General features: G+C 70.9%; 12 protein-coding genes. 9 read left to right on the top strand and 3 right to left on the bottom strand.

Going from position 1 to position 15,006, the window contains the following annotated elements; translation table 11 throughout:
* Positions 1–47: 47 nt before the first annotated feature.
* Positions 48–3,683 carry a transcription-repair coupling factor gene (gene mfd / locus IEX69_RS04670; RefSeq protein ID WP_085019937.1) on the top strand — a complete coding sequence of 1,212 codons (3,636 nt, stop codon included), beginning with the start codon at positions 48–50 and terminating at the stop codon, positions 3,681–3,683.
* Here mfd and nhaA read toward each other — a convergent pair.
* Complete coding sequence (gene nhaA, locus IEX69_RS04665) at positions 3,680–4,864, bottom strand: Na+/H+ antiporter NhaA (protein WP_085019936.1); 1,185 nt, start codon at positions 4,862–4,864, stop codon at positions 3,680–3,682. The two genes, mfd and nhaA, sit on opposite strands and share 4 nt — an antisense overlap.
* 105 nt (positions 4,865–4,969) lie before the next feature.
* On the opposite strand from nhaA, the gene IEX69_RS04660 reads away from it, so the two are divergent.
* Positions 4,970–5,644: a nucleoside triphosphate pyrophosphohydrolase gene (locus tag IEX69_RS04660; RefSeq protein WP_085019935.1), complete on the top strand. Its 675-nt coding sequence runs from the start codon at positions 4,970–4,972 to the stop codon at positions 5,642–5,644.
* A 1-nt stretch (position 5,645) separates the two neighbouring features.
* On the opposite strand, the gene IEX69_RS04655 is transcribed toward IEX69_RS04660, so the two are convergent.
* Together IEX69_RS04655 and IEX69_RS04650 are read right to left on the bottom strand one after the other, a co-directional pair.
* Positions 5,646–6,698 carry an ABC transporter permease gene (locus IEX69_RS04655; RefSeq protein ID WP_085019934.1) on the bottom strand — a complete coding sequence of 351 codons (1,053 nt, stop codon included), beginning with the start codon at positions 6,696–6,698 and terminating at the stop codon, positions 5,646–5,648.
* Positions 6,695–7,621 carry an ABC transporter ATP-binding protein gene (locus tag IEX69_RS04650; RefSeq protein WP_085019933.1) on the bottom strand — a complete coding sequence of 309 codons (927 nt, stop codon included), beginning with the start codon at positions 7,619–7,621 and terminating at the stop codon, positions 6,695–6,697. Before IEX69_RS04650 ends, IEX69_RS04655 begins: the two co-directional genes overlap by 4 nt.
* Positions 7,622–7,710: 89 nt before the next feature.
* Here IEX69_RS04650 and hisS point away from each other — a divergent pair, with 89 nt between their 5' ends.
* The 7 genes from hisS (at position 7,711) to eno (ending at position 14,966) form a co-directional block, all read left to right on the top strand.
* Positions 7,711–9,000: a histidine--tRNA ligase gene (hisS, locus tag IEX69_RS04645; RefSeq protein ID WP_085019932.1), complete on the top strand. Its 1,290-nt coding sequence runs from the start codon at positions 7,711–7,713 to the stop codon at positions 8,998–9,000.
* A 24-nt stretch (positions 9,001–9,024) separates the two neighbouring features.
* Positions 9,025–9,501, top strand: a complete 477-nt coding sequence (locus IEX69_RS04640; protein ID WP_085019931.1) for a MarR family winged helix-turn-helix transcriptional regulator — start codon at positions 9,025–9,027, stop codon at positions 9,499–9,501.
* Positions 9,501–10,742 carry an MFS transporter gene (locus IEX69_RS04635; protein ID WP_085019930.1) on the top strand — a complete coding sequence of 414 codons (1,242 nt, stop codon included), beginning with the start codon at positions 9,501–9,503 and terminating at the stop codon, positions 10,740–10,742. Before IEX69_RS04640 ends, IEX69_RS04635 begins: the two co-directional genes overlap by 1 nt.
* A 160-nt stretch (positions 10,743–10,902) precedes the next feature.
* Complete coding sequence (locus IEX69_RS04630) at positions 10,903–12,567, top strand: MDR family MFS transporter (protein ID WP_085019929.1); 1,665 nt, start codon at positions 10,903–10,905, stop codon at positions 12,565–12,567.
* Positions 12,568–12,587: 20 nt separating this feature from the next.
* The gene (locus IEX69_RS04625; RefSeq protein WP_162818556.1) at positions 12,588–13,034 is read left to right on the top strand and encodes a MarR family winged helix-turn-helix transcriptional regulator; all 447 of its coding nucleotides are present in this window, start codon (positions 12,588–12,590) and stop codon (positions 13,032–13,034) included.
* Positions 13,031–13,630 (top strand): TetR family transcriptional regulator, encoded by a 600-nt coding sequence (locus tag IEX69_RS04620; RefSeq protein WP_085019927.1) that lies wholly within the window; start codon positions 13,031–13,033, stop codon positions 13,628–13,630. The genes IEX69_RS04625 and IEX69_RS04620 overlap by 4 nt, the downstream gene beginning before the upstream one ends.
* Positions 13,631–13,685: 55 nt before the next feature.
* A complete protein-coding gene (eno, locus tag IEX69_RS04615) occupies positions 13,686–14,966 on the top strand; it encodes a phosphopyruvate hydratase (RefSeq protein WP_085019926.1) in 1,281 nt (426 codons plus the stop codon).
* The last annotated feature ends 40 nt before the right edge of the window (positions 14,967–15,006 follow it).

Genomic DNA, 15,006 nt, shown 5'->3' with positions numbered 1-15,006 from the left:
AGGTCGGCCCGGCTCCGCTGTCGGGGGCCGCGGGTAGAATCGGACGAGTGATCCTTCAGGGCTTGACGCATGCGCTCACGCGCGCCTCCGTGTTCGAACGGGCCCTCGGCAACGCCGGCCGCGCCACCGACTTCTCGGCCCCTGAGGGCCTTCGTGTGCCCCTGCTCGCCGGCCTCCTCGAGCGGCGTGCCGAGCTCGACCTGCCCCAGGCGCTCCTCGTCGTCACCGCCACCGGCCGCGAGTCCGAGGCCGTGCGGTCCGCCCTCGCGTCGTACGCGCCGCGGGCCGACGTCCTCGAGTTTCCCGCCTGGGAGACCCTCCCGCACGAGCGGCTGAGCCCGAGCCCCGAGATCGTCGGCCGACGCATCGAGGCCCTGCGCCGCCTGCGCGACTGGGCGGATGCGCACGAGCGCGGCGATCGTCCGTCGCCTCTCGTGGTGGTCGCCTCGGTGCGTGCCGCGCTGCAGCCCATCGCCGACGACCTGGCCGACCTCGAGCCGATCCGCCTCGCCACGGGCTCGCGCGGCTACGACCTCGCCTCGATCTCCGAGCAGCTCGTCGCGCTCGCCTACCTGCGGGTCGACATGGTCACCCGCCGCGGCGAGTTCGCGGTCCGCGGCGGCATCCTCGACGTGTTCCCACCCACGGCGGAGCACCCCTACCGCATCGACTTCTTCGGCGACGAGGTCGACGAGATGCGCGCCTTCTCGGTGGCCGACCAGCGGTCGCTGCCGGATGCGGTGGCCGAGGTCGTGCTGGCGCCGAGCCGCGAGCTGCTCCTCGGCGACGCCGTGCGTCAGCGCGCGCGCGAGATGCAGCACGAGTTCCCGAGCCTCGCCGGCATGCTCGAGAAGATCGCGGAGGGCATCCCGGTCGAGGGCATGGAGTCGCTGGCGCCCGCGCTCGTCGACCGCCTGGTGCCGCTCACGCACTACCTCCCCGCGCGGTCCGCGATCGCGGTGCTGTCGCCCGAACGCGTGGCCACGCGCTCCATCTCGCTGGCCGAGACCAACCGCGAGTTCCTCTCCGCCGCCTGGCTGGCCGCCACGGCGGGCGCCCAGGCGCCGATCGACCTCGCCGCCGGCGAGTTCCTCTCCCTCAACCAGCTGCGCGACGCCGCCGGCGTCGACCGCGCGTGGTGGACGGTGAGCGAGTTCCAGCAGGGCCCCGACGACGTGCTCCCCGAGCATCGCGAGCTGGAGGAGCACCTCACGGTGCGCCTCGACGGCGAGACCGTGCCCAGCTTCCACGGCAACGTCGACGGGGCGATCGACCACGTCGCCCAGCGCACACGAGACGGCTGGTCCGTCGTGATCGCCGCGGTCGGACAGGGTCTCGTGGAGCGCGCGGTCGACGTGCTGGCCGAGCAGGGCGTCGCGGCCGTCGCCGTCGACGACGTGCCCGACGAGCCCGAGGCGGGGAGCGCCTACGTCGTGCGCGCCGCGGTCGAGCGGGGCTTCGAGCTCACCGCGGACCGGCTCGCCCTCCTCAGCGAGACCGAGTTCTACGGTCGCACCGTCGGCTACGAGGCGCGCCAGGTCAAGAAGCTGGCGTCGCGGCGGAGGAACGTCGTCGATCCGATGCAGCTCAAGGCGGGCGACTACGTGGTGCACGAGACCCACGGCATCGGCAAGTTCCTCGAGCTCACCCAGCGCCAGGTCTCGAGCGGCGGCCGTCACGCGGTGAAGAGCACGCGGGAGTACCTCGTGCTCGAGTACGCGCCGTCCAAGCGCGGCTACCCGGGCGACAAGCTGTACGTCCCCACCGATCAGCTCGACCAGCTGTCCCGCTACGTCGGCGGTGAGGCGCCGACCCTGTCCAAGATGGGCGGCAGCGACTGGTCGGCCGCGAAGGGCAAGGCGCGCAAGGCCGTCCGCGACATCGCCGTCGAGCTCGTGAAGCTCTACTCCGCCCGCATGGCCTCCAAGGGCTACGCGTTCGGACCCGACACCCCCTGGCAGCGCGAGCTGGAGGAGGCGTTCCCGTTCGCCGAGACGCCCGACCAGCTCACCGTGATCGACGAGGTGAAGGCCGACATGGAGCGGCCGATCCCCATGGACCGCCTGCTCTCGGGCGACGTCGGGTTCGGGAAGACCGAGATCGCGGTCCGCGCGGCGTTCAAGGCGGTGCAGGACGGCAAGCAGGTCGCCGTGCTCGTGCCCACGACGCTGCTCGTGCGCCAGCACCTCGAGACGTTCCATGAACGGTTCGCCGGCTTCCCCGTGCATCTGAGAGCGATGAGCCGCTTCCAGACCGACAAGGAGGTGCGCGAGACGGTCGCGGGCCTGGCCGACGGCACGGTCGACGTCGTGATCGGCACCCACCGCCTCCTCACCGACAACGTCGTGTTCAAGGACCTCGGGCTCGTCATCATCGACGAGGAGCAGCGCTTCGGCGTCGAGCACAAGGACGCGCTGAAGAAGCTCAAGACGAACGTCGACATCCTCGCGATGAGCGCGACGCCCATCCCGCGCACGCTCGAGATGGCCGTCACCGGCATCCGCGAGATGTCGACCCTCGCCACCCCGCCGGAGGACCGGCACCCCATCCTCACCTTCGTGGGGCCGTACTCCGACAAGCAGGTGGCCGCGGCCATCCGCCGCGAGCTGCTCCGCGAGGGCCAGGTGTTCTTCGTGCACAACCGCGTGCAGTCGATCGGGCGCGTGGCCGCGAACCTCGCCGAGCTGGTGCCGGAGGCGCGCATCGCCGTCGCGCACGGGAAGATGAACGAGCACCAGCTCGAGCAGGTGATCGTCGACTTCTGGGAGCGCAAGTTCGACGTGCTCGTGTCGACGACGATCATCGAGACGGGCATCGACATCGCCAACGCCAACACCCTCATCGTCGACCGGGCCGACAAGTACGGCCTCAGCCAGCTGCACCAGCTGCGCGGTCGTGTGGGCCGCGGACGAGAGCGCGCCTACGCCTACCTGCTGTGGGACGAGAACAAGCCGCTCTCCGAGACGGCGAACGACCGGCTCTCCACGCTGGCGGCCAACAACGAGCTCGGCAGCGGCATGCAGGTGGCGCTCAAGGACCTCGAGATCCGCGGGGCGGGCAACCTGCTCGGCGGCGAGCAGGCGGGCCACATCGCGGGCGTCGGCTTCGACCTCTACCTGCGCATGATCGGCGAGGCCGTCTCGACGTTCCGGGGCGATGTGGCCGAGGGGCAGACGGAGCTCCGTCTCGAGCTCCCGGTGGATGCGCACATCCCCGAGGAGTACGTCGACAGCGAGCGGCTGCGTCTCGAGGCGTACCAGAAGATGTCGACGGCCAGCGCGCCGACCGCCTCCGACGACAGCATCGACCGCGTGGTCGAGGAGCTCGTCGACCGCTACGGTCCGCTGCCGGAGCCTGTGGTCAACCTCGTCGCGGTGTCGCGGCTGCGTCGGATGGCGCAGAAGGCGAACCTGGGCGAGGTCGTGGCGATGGGCTCGAACCTCCGGGTGGCGCCCGCCGACCTCCCCGAGTCGCTGCAGGTTCGGCTGAAACGGATGTACCCGTCGGCGAAGCACTTCGCGGCGACGAACTCGGTCTCGGTGCCCATGCCCGTGGTCGACGGCTCCCCGCTGGCGGATGCGGAGCTGATCGAGTGGGTCGCGAACCTGATCGAGGCGATCTTCGCCCCCGCGGTGGCCTCGGCGTCCTCGGCTCCGGCGTCGGCCTCGACTCCGTCGGCCTAGGCCGCGGCGGCCCGCCGTCGGCTCCGGGCGGAGCGCGCCGCGAGCACGAGGGCGGCGGCGACGATCGAGATGCCCGAGCCGAGCAGCACGGCGAGGGTGCCCTCGTCGACCACCTCCGGGCTGTCGCGGAAGGCCAGCTCGTTCATGAGCAGCGACACGGTGAAGCCGATGCCGCCGAGGAGCCCCACGGTGAGCAGATCGTGCAGGGGGAGCCGGTCCTCGACGTCAGCCCCTCGCGACGGTCGGATCACGATGCGCTGACCGAGCCAGCCGGCCGCGGAGATGCCGAGGAGCTTGCCGACGGGCAGGGCGACGAGGATGCCCCAGAACGCCGGGCTCAGTTCGCCGACGCTCACCTGGGGGATCGCGACCAGCGCCGCCGAGAACGCGAACAGCGGCAGGACGAGCCCGTTGGAGAACGGTTCGAGCACGTGCGCTGTGCGTGCCCCCTGTCGTCGCGGCAGGACGAGGCCGAGCGCGACACCGGCGATGGTGGCGTGCACGCCGGACTGGAGGACGGCCCACCAGACCAGCAGGCCGACGGCGATCATCAGGAGGATCAGCGGTCCGCGCATCCGGCCGCGCTTCAGGAGCACGCCGAGCAGCGCGAACGCGATCACGCCGACGACCGCGCCGACGAGGGCCGCGAGGTCGATGGTCGAGGTGAAGAAGAGGGCGATGATGAGGATCGCGACGAGGTCGTCGAGGACGGCCAGGGCCAGGAGGAACACCCGGACCCCGGAGGGGAGGCTGCGGCCGAACGTGGCCAGCACGCCGAGGGCGAAGGCGATGTCGGTCGCCGTCGGCACCGGCCAGCCGTTCGCGAGGCCGTCGTCGAAGCCGCCCGTCGTGCCCACGACGCCGAGGAAGACCAACGCGGGCACGGCGATCCCGCCGACCGCGGCGATGCCGGGCACGACGGCCTTGGAGAACGAGTCGAGCGACCCCTCGGTCAGCTCGTACTTCAGCTCGATCGCGACGATGAGGAAGAACACGGCGAGGAGGCCGTCGCTGATCCAGTGCCCGATCGACAGCTCGATGCCGAGGGCGGGCAGGTCGAGGTGCGCCGCCTTCGCGTCGAGGAGGAACGGCCCTGCGGAGGTGTTGGCGAGGAGCAGGCCGAGCACGGCGGCGAGGAGCAGGAGGACGGCGGCGTTGCGCTCGGAACGGATGACGCTCATGGGGTCCGATCTGGGGAGGGTGGCGCGGGCGCACAGCGCCCCCGTGCCGACCAGACTTCCCGGCTCACCGTGAACGAGTCTACCCGGGGCACCTAGGGTGGGTCTGTGACCGAGGATGCGACGACGGACGGACCGACCCGACTCGACGAGCTCGTCGAGGTGGTGCACGTGCTGCGCGCACCGGGGGGATGCCCGTGGGACGCCGATCAGACCCACGAGTCGCTCGTGCGGTACCTGGTCGAGGAGACGCACGAGCTCATCGAGGCGATCGAGACCGGCGATCGCGACGCGATGCTGGAGGAGCTCGGCGACGTGCTCTACCAGGTGCTGTTCCACGCCGACATCGCGGCGGCGACTCCGGGAGAGGGGTTCGACGTCCAGGACGTCGCCGCCCACATGACCGCCAAGATGGTCGGCAGGCATCCGCACGTCTTCGGCGACGCCCACGCCGAGACGGCGAGCGACGTGGAGGCCGTGTGGGACGACCTCAAGGCGCGCGAGAAGCCCGCCCGGACGAGCGTGCTGGACGGCATCCCGATGGGCATGCCGTCGCTGGCGCTCGCCGACAAGCTGCTGGGGCGGGCTGAGAAGGTGGGCGTGACGGCGGCGGGACCCGCTGTGGAGTCGCCCGACGACGAGGAGGGCCTCGGCGCGCTGCTGCTGCAGCTCGCCGCGTCGGCGCGGGAGCGCGGCCTCGACCCGGAGCGCGCCCTGCGCGGCGCGCTGCGAGGTCTCCGCGACGACATCGTGACGGCGGAGGCGTCGACGGCCGGAGCCTGAGCTACGCGATCCGCGACTCCCGCCCCAGGCGGCCGGACGGCGCCCGGGTGGCTCGCCAGGCGCCGAGGAGCGCTCCCGCTCCCAGCGCCGCCTGGATGGCCAGACCGAGGAACCAGCTCGGCGCCCCGGTCCGCAGCGACTCCTCGGCGGTGATGCCCGGCGTGCCGTCGCTGTCGCTCCGGCAGTAGTCGTAGGTCTTCTCGGCCTCGGGTGTCTGCTGAGCCAGACGCACCCCGGAGGCGATGAAGCCGAACACGTCCCGTGGCGTCCCGTACTGGTCGAAGTCGCGGGCCGACGCATCCGCCACGACGACGTAGGGGTTCGCCGCCAGGAAGCCCCAGTACAGGTCGTAGCGCGGGGTGGTCTCGTACCGCACCTCGGGGGCGTCGCAGAGCGCCGTCGACTCGCCGGACTCGGGGTCCGTCGTCCACTGCGACTGGATCGTGGTGACCTTCACCGGCGTCTGCGTGAGCGTCCCGGCGATGCCGAACACCAGCAGCGTGCCGATCGAGAGACCCGCGATCACGAGGTAGGACACCACCACGGAGAACAGCGGCTTGCGGATGAGCCCGGAGAGCCCGACTCCGATCGCGGACAGGACGCCGAGCTCGGCCGCGAGGATGAGCGTGGAGGAGAGCACCGTGAGCGCGGAGATCTCGCCGAACGCGAGCCCGAGGGCGAGGAACGGGACCGAGACCGCGAGGAACACCAGCGAGGTCGCCCACGCGGCCAGGAACTTGCCCAGCACGATCTGGCCGGTGGTGATCGACGTGACCTGGATCGTGGCGAGGGTGCCGGCCTCGCGCTCGCCGTTGATGGCGGTGCCGCTGAGCGCGGGGGAGACGAGCGTCGCCAGCAGGAGCACGAAGTACACGACGACCGAGTAGAGGACGCCGCCGCCCGCCCAGTTCGCCACCGTGGCCGCGGCGCCCACGGAGAAGACGAGCAGGACCGCGGCGTAGACGCCGAGGATGACGTACCAGGCGGTGCTCCGCACCCGCTGCCGGAGGTCGAGGGTGAGCATCAGCCAGACGCTCGCGAGGTAGCGGCTCACGCGATGCCCCGCTCACGGATGTCGAGGAGCGTGTGCTCGAGATCGCCCACGGCGGGCGCGAACGACGTCATCCGCACCCCCGTCTGCACCAGATCGGCGAGCAGCGTCGCGGCGTCGGCCTCGGAGTCGACGAGGACCAGCCAATCGCGGTCGTCACGGCGGACCCGCTGCGGATGGACGCCGAGCGCGGCGAGCGACCCCGCGAGGTCGGGGGCGCCCGGCGCCTCGAGGACCCGGATGCGCCACTCGCGTGCGCTGGTCCGTGCCGCCTGCACACGCTCGGCGCTCGCCGTGACGCCGCGGTCGAGGTACACGGCGTCGTCGGCCATCTCGTCGAGCTCGGCCAGGACGTGGCTCGAGATCAGGACGGTCCGCCCGAGGGACGCCAGCTCCAGCACCAGCTCCCGCAGCTCGATGCGGGCGCCGGGATCCAGGCCCGACGCCGGCTCGTCGAGGAGGAGCACCGCCGGGTCGTTGATGAGGGCCCTGGCCAGGCTGAGCTTCTGCTTCTGCCCCCGCGAGAGCACGCGGGTGGGTCGCCCGGCGAGCTCGTCGAGCCCCACGGCGGAGAGGACGACGGCGGCTCGCTCGACCGCGTCGAGGCGGGAGCGGCCGTACATGCGCGCCGAGACCTCCAGCACCGCACGGACGGTGAGGTTGTTCCAGGAGCCGAGGGCGTCGGGCATCCAGCCGATCAGCGGCCGCGCGGCGCGGGGATCCGCGATCGGATCGACGCCGGCCACCCGCATCCAGCCCGCGTCGGGGCGCAGCAGCGTGGCGAGCATCAGCATGAGGGTGGTCTTGCCCGACCCGTTCGGCCCGATGAGGGCGGTGACGCGACCGGGCGCGGCCTCGAACGAGACCTGGCGGACGGCCTGCACGTCGCCGAACGATCGCGCGAGGCCGGAGACGACGATGCTCATGGATGACCCCCTCGCCTCCACGATAGGGCCGGACGGTCACGGAGCCCTGTGAGCAATCCCTCCTCACGCCGATCGGTAACCTTGAGGCCATGGCTTCCCCCGTCGTCCCTCCCCGCGGCATGCGCGACTTCCTCCCGCACGAGAAGGCCAAGCGCGAGCGTGCGCTGGGCGTCATCCGCCGGGTGTACGCCGCCCACGGCTTCGACGAGATCGAGACGCCCGTCGTGGAGGACTACGACCGCCTCCACTCCGGCCTCGGCGGCGACAACGAGAAGCTGGCCTTCAACCTCCTCCGGCGCGGCCTCACCCGCGCCGACCTCGAGGCTGCCGCCGCCTCCGACGACCCGGACTCGCTCGCCGACCTCGGCCTGCGCTTCGACCTCACCGTCCCCCTGGCCCGGTTCTACGCCTCCCACCGCGCCGAGCTCCCGCAGGTGTTCCGGTCCGTCCAGGTCGCGCCCGTCTGGCGGGCCGAACGCCCGCAGAAGGGGCGCTACCGGCAGTTCGTGCAGTGCGACATCGACATCATCGGCGAGGCGGGCCTCCTCGCGGAGGTCGAGCTCATCGCCGCCACCCTCGCCACGCTCGACGCGCTGGGGCTCACCGGCTGCAGCGTCCGCATCAACGACCGCCGCATCCTGAACGCCATGCTCGCCGTCTTCGGCTTCGGGGAGGACGAGGTGGCTCCCGTCCTCATCACCCTCGACAAGCTCGACAAGATCGGCGCCGCCGGAGTGGTCGCCGAGCTCCGTGACCGGGGGGTCTCGGCCCCCGCAGCCGACGCGGTGGAGGCGCACTTCGCCGCCGGCATCGGCGGGCACGTGCCGCTCGACGCGGAGGCCATGCTCGCCGTGCTCCCCTCCGGCGTCGACCGGGTCGCGGTCGACGACCTCGCCGCCATCGGCGCCGCGCTCGCGGCGGCCGGGGTCGCCGGGTCGCTGACGTTCGACCCGTTCCTCGTGCGCGGCATGGGGTACTACACGGGCACCATCTTCGAGATCGAGCACCCCGAGTTCTCGTTCTCCCTCGGGGGCGGAGGCCGGTACGACGGCATGATCGGACGCTTCGTGGGGGAGCAGGTCCCCGCGTGCGGCTTCTCGATCGGCTTCGAGCGCATCATCGACCTCATCGCGGACGAGGCGGGGGAGGAGCACACCGCGGTGGTGCTCGTCCACGGGAAGGACGTCGCCCCCGAGCGGCTGCTCTCGCTCAAGACGGCGCTGGTCTCGGACGGAGCCGCTCGCGTCAGGCTCGAGCGGCGGACCAAGAACCTCGGCAACCTGCTCGACCGCGCGGCAGCGGCAGGCTTCACGCACTTCGCCCAGGTCTCGGAGACGACCTCGTCCGTCGCGGATCTCGAGCTGAGGACACTTGCATAGCCGAGCTATGTATACTTGTTAGTTGTGACTAACGAACTAACACACTCCCACAAGGAACCAGAACTCGAGTCACTGCTCTCAGACCTCGTCTCCGTCACGCAGCGCCTCACCCGTCTCGCCGCCCAGGCCTCCGGCGACACCACGTCGCCCGCCGTCTGGCGCACGCTCAGCGTGCTCGACCACTTCGGGCCCATGCGGCTCGGCCAGCTGGCCAAGCAGAACCGCGTCAGCCAGCCCACCATGACCAAGATCGTCGCCAACCTCAACGAGTCGGAGTGGATCCGCCGGATCGCCGACGTGGACGACGCCCGCGCCTGGCAGATCGCCCTCGCGCCCAAGGGGGTCGCCGCGCTCGCCGACTGGCGTCGCAAGGTCGGATCCGTGCTCGCCCCGCTGTTCTCCGAGCTCGGGCCCGTCGACGTCGAGACCCTCTCGCGGGCGATCGACCTCATTCACGAGTGCACGGACGCCCGCGAGGAGTCCCTCGTGAGGGCCGCCTGATGGCGGCGACGGTGGTCGAGCAGAAGCCGTCGCTGCTGCGCCAGCCCCTCGCCGTCTGGGCGGTGGCGTTCGCCTGCGTGATCGCCTTCATGGGCATCGGGCTCGTCGACCCCATCCTCCCGGCGATCGCCGAGGGGCTGGATGCCACGCAGACCCAGACCTCGCTCCTGTTCACGAGCTACCTCGTGATCACGGGCGTCGCGATGCTCTTCACGAGCTGGCTCTCCACGCGGATCGGCGCCCGCCGCACCCTGCTCTTCGGCCTGGCGATGATCGTCGTCTTCGCGCTCGCCGCGGGGCTCAGCCAGAACGTGGAGTCGGTCATCGGCTTCCGGGCGGGCTGGGGCCTCGGCAACGCGCTGTTCATCTCCACCGCGCTCGCCACGATCGTCGGGGCGGCCAGCGGTGGTCCCGGATCGGCCATCATCCTCTACGAGGCCGCGCTCGGCCTGGGCATCGCGATCGGCCCGCTCCTCGGCGGGCTACTCGGCTCGGTCAGCTGGCGCGGTCCGTTCTTCGGCACCGCCGTGCTGATGGCCGTGGCGTTCATCGCGATCGCGACGCTCCTGAAGAAGGATGCGGAGACCCCGCCGACGCCCACGCCGCTCTCGGCTCCGTTCCGGGCGCTCCGACGCCCGGCGCTGGCCACCTTCGCGATCACCGCGCTGTTCTACAACATCGGGTTCTTCATCCTGCTCGCGTACACGCCCTACGTCCTCCCGCTGAACGAGATGGGGCTCGGCTTCACCTTCTTCGGATGGGGTGTGGCGCTGGCCATCACCTCGGTCTGGGTGGCGCCGTGGCTGACGCGCCGCATCCCGAAGACCCACGTGCTGTGGGGCGCTCTCCTCCTGCTGGCGGCCGACCTCGTCGCCGCCGGGCTCTCGACCGGCCACACCGGCGCGCTCATCACCTGCGTCGTCATCGGCGGCCTGATGCTGGGCGTGATGAACACCGTGCTCACGGAGTCGGTCATGGAGGCGACCGATCTGCCGCGGCAGGTGGCCTCGTCGTCGTACTCGGCGGTGCGGTTCATCGGCGGCGCCGTCGCTCCGCCCCTCGCCTCGGCCATCGGCGGGGTCATGGGGGCGTCCGTGCCCTTCTACGTCGCGGCGGGCTCGGTCGTCGTGGCGGCGCTCATCGTGCTGCTGTTCCGACGGTACATCCGCCACGTCGACCACCACGAGGCGCCCGACCGGGTCGCGGAGGCCGAGGCGATCACCCAGGGGGAGGACCTCTAGGACGGCGTCCGGCTTCATGGACTGAAATTCTTCAGTCTCTGCAGGAATTAGTTGACGACGGTCAACGATCAGGGTATCGTTGACCGTCGTCAACTATTTCTCCAGGAGAACCGTGTCACTGAGAACCGAAGAGCCCACGCCCGACACGGCGTCGGGCGCCATGAGCCGCCGACAGGTGCTCGAAGCCCTGTCCGGGCTGCTGCTGGGCATGTTCGTCGCGATGCTCGCCTCGACCGTGGTGTCGAGCTCGCTGCCCAAGATCCTCTCCGACCTGGGCGGCGACCAGGCCGGCTACACCTGGGTCGTCACCTCGACCCTGCTCGCCACCACGGTCTCGACGCCCATCTGGGGCAAGCTCGCCGACCTCACGAACCGCAAGCTCCTCATCCAGCTCGCCCTCGTGATCTTCGTCGTGGGCTCCGGTCTCGCCGGCCTCGCCCAGAACACCGAGATGCTCATCACGTTCCGCGTGCTGCAGGGCCTCGGCGCGGGCGGTCTCACCGCCCTGGTCCAGGTCGTCATGGCCGACATCATCCCGCCGCGCGAGCGCGGACGGTACATGGGCCTGCTCGGCGCGGTCATGGCGGTCGCCACGGTCGGCGGCCCGCTGCTCGGCGGCGTGATCACCGACTCGGCCGGATGGCGCTGGAACTTCTACATCGCGGTCCCGTTCGCCGTGGTCGCGATCATCCTGCTGCAGAAGACGCTGCACATCCCCACCCGCCGCAGGAAGGTGACCATCGACTACCTCGGCGCCGTGCTCATCGCGGCCGGGGTCTCGACGCTCCTGATCTGGGTGACCCTCGCGGGCAACCAGTTCGAGTGGGGCTCGGCCACGAGCATCCTCATGATCGTGGGCGCCGTCGTGCTGCTCGGCCTCGCGGTGCTCGTCGAGCTCCGCGCCAAGGAGCCGATCATCCCGATGACGCTGTTCAAGAACCGCACGTTCTCACTCGCGGTGATCGCGTCGATCTCGGTCGGTGTGGCCATGTTCGGCACCAGCGTCTTCCTCGGTCAGTACATGCAGCTCGCCCGCGGCAAGACGCCCACCGAGTCGGGGCTGCTCACCATCCCGATGATCGCCGGCGTGCTCATCTCGAGCGTCGTGATCGGGCAGGTGATCAGCCGCACCGGGAAGTGGAAGCGGTACATGGTGACGGGCTCCATCCTCCTCACGATCGGCCTCGCGCTGATGGGGACGATCCGCTACGACACGAGCTTCCTGCTCGTCTTCGTGTTCATGTTCGTGATGGGCGCCGGCGTCGGCATGGTGATGCAGAACCTCGTGCTCATCGTCCAGAACGCCGTCGACCCGCGCCAGATCGGGACGGCGAGCGCCTCGGTCGCGTTCTTCCGCAGCCTCGGCGGCACCATCGGCGTGAGCGTCATGGGCGCCGTGCTCGGGAGCCGGATCAAGGACCTCGTGGTGGACGGACTCCGGGGCCTCGGAGTCGACCCCTCCCAGGCGGGCGGCCTCGGCAGCGGGACCATCCCCGACCTCAGCACCCTTCCCGGCCCCTTCCGCACCGTGATCGAGTCCGCCTACGGCGAGGGCGTGGGCGACGTCTTCCTCCTCGCGGCACCGCTGGCCGTCATCTCGATCATCGCCATCGCGCTCCTGCCGAACCTGCCGCTCAGCCGTCAGACCTCGCAGCAGAAGCTGCAGGAGCAGGAGCGGGACACGATCGTCGCGGTGTCGGCCGCCGAGGTCGCGGGGGACACGCACGGGATCGACCTCGTCGAGCAGGATGAGGAGGCCGTCGACGCCCCGTCCGGGCCGACCGCGAACGGCTCGGATGCCGGAGGTTCGCGGCGACGCCGATGACAACGCCTACCCTGGAGGGTGTGACCGACCGTCAACGCTCTCTCGCCCGAGTCGAGGACGACATGGTGCGCATCGTGAGATCGGTGCGCGCCGGGATCGTCCGCAACGCGACGGCCTTCTGCCCGGAGGTGCAGCCGTCCGGCTACTCGGTCATGACGTACATCGCCGGCCACCACCCGACCCCGCCCAGCGCGATCGTGGCCCACACCGGCATGGACAAGAGCGCGGTCAGCCGTCAGCTCCGCATCCTCAAGGATCTGGGCTTCGTCACCTCCTCGCCCGACCCGAGCGACAAGCGCGCCGACCTCTTCTCGCCCACCCCGGAGGCGCTCGACCGGCTCGAGCGCCTCCGGGTGGAGGCGAAGGCCGCGTACGCCGACGTCTTCGAGGGTTGGGCCGACGACGACCTGGCCCGGTTCGCCGAGCTGCTCACCGTGTTCACCGAGCGGTTGGAGGACGTGCGATGACAGGCAAGCCCGCAGCGACATCGCTGCGCGAGCGCAAGAAGAGCGAGACGCGCACGGCCATCCACGAGGCGGCGCTGCGGCTCGTGGTCGAGAACGGCGTCGAGCACACCTCGGTGGATGCGATCTGCTCCGAGGCCGGGGTGTCGAGCCGCACGTTCTTCAACTACTTCCCGTCGAAGGTCTCGGCCATCGTGGGCGTCGACGGCTTCGTGGTGAGCGACGAGGCGAGGGCGGAGTTCCTGGCCGGGGACGGCGAGCACGACCTGGTGCGCGACGTGTGCCGGCTCGTGGCGCGGCTCACCGATCTGCCGTCGGAGAAGCGGCGCCGCCACGAGGCCCTCCGCGACCTCCTCGTGCGGCGCCCCGAGCTCGTCCCCGACCTGTTCCTCCTGATGGCGGACGTGAGGCACCAGATCGCGGGTCTGGTCGAGCAGCGCACCACGCCGCGTCGTGCGAGGCTCGCGACCGCCCTGGTGTTCGCCGCGGTCGGCGCCGCGATGGACGATCCCCGCGGCCGCGCCTCCGACGAGCTCGCCGACTGGCTGATGGCCACGGTGGAGGACATGGGTGGCCTCCTCCACGACTCAGTAGACTGACTGGCGGCGGGCGCCACAGCGCCCCTCTGCACGCCTGAATCTGAGGAGATACCCCGTGGCCTTGATCGAAGCCGTTGGCGCTAGAGAGATTCTCGACTCGCGAGGCAACCCAACCGTCGAGGTGGAGGTCCTCCTCGACGACGGCGTCGTCTCTCGCGCCGCCGTCCCGTCCGGCGCCTCCACCGGCGCCTTCGAGGCGTACGAGCTGCGCGACGGCGACAAGTCGCGCTACCTGGGCAAGGGCGTCGAGAAGGCCGTCGACGCCGTGATCGACGAGATCGGCCCGGCCATCGAGGGCTTCGACGCCACCGACCAGCGCCTCGTCGACGCCGCCCTCATCGACCTCGACGGCACCGACAACAAGAAGCGTCTCGGCGCCAACGCGATCCTCGGCGTCTCGCTCGCGGTCGCACGCGCCGCGGCCGACTCGGCCGACCTGCCGCTGTTCCGCTACGTCGGCGGACCGAACGCGCACGTGCTCCCCGTCCCGCTGATGAACATCGTCAACGGCGGCGCCCACGCCGACACCGGCGTCGACATCCAGGAGTTCATGGCGGTGCCGCTCGGCGCCGAGTCGTTCTCCGAGGCGCTCCGCTGGGGCGTCGAGACCTACCACTCCCTGAAGTCGCTGCTGAAGTCGAAGGGCCTCAACACCGGCCTCGGCGACGAGGGCGGCTTCGCCCCCGAGCTGCCGCACAACCGCGAGGCGCTCGACCTCATCCTCGAGGCGATCTCGCAGGCCGGGTTCACCCCCGGCAAGGACGTCGCGCTCGCGCTCGACGTCGCCTCCACCGAGTTCTTCGAGGGCGGCTCCTACTCCTTCGAGGGCAAGCAGTGGAGCGCGCAGGAGCTCTCGGCGTACTACGCCGAGCTCGTCGCCAACTACCCGCTGGTGTCCATCGAGGACCCGCTGGCCGAGGACGACTGGGAGGGCTGGGCCCACCTCACCGCCGAGCTCGGCTCGAAGGTGCAGCTGGTCGGCGACGACCTCTTCGTCACCAACCCGAAGCGCCTGGCCGACGGCATCGCGAAGCACGCCGGCAACTCGATCCTGGTGAAGGTCAACCAGATCGGCACGCTCACCGAGACGCTCGACGCGGTCTCCCTGGCGCAGCGCAGCGGCTACACCGCGATCCTCTCCCACCGCTCCGGCGAGACCGAGGACACCACGATCGCCGACCTCGCCGTGGCCACGGACGCGGGTCAGATCAAGACCGGAGCGCCTGCCAGGAGCGAGCGGGTCGCCAAGTACAATCAGCTGCTGAGGATCGAGGAGGAGCTCGCTGAGGCCGCCGTCTACGCCGGCCGCAGCGCGTTCCCCCGCTTCGCCTCCTAGCAGACCAGCGGTCGGTGGCCCCGCCGTCCGACCCGAGGAG

The organism is Cnuibacter physcomitrellae, from assembly GCF_014640535.1.
GTDB classification, from domain to species: Bacteria; Actinomycetota; Actinomycetes; order Actinomycetales; family Microbacteriaceae; genus Cnuibacter; species Cnuibacter physcomitrellae.
The sequence above is the reverse complement of the archived record's forward strand: the minus strand, read 5'-3'. Positions and strand labels throughout refer to the sequence as shown.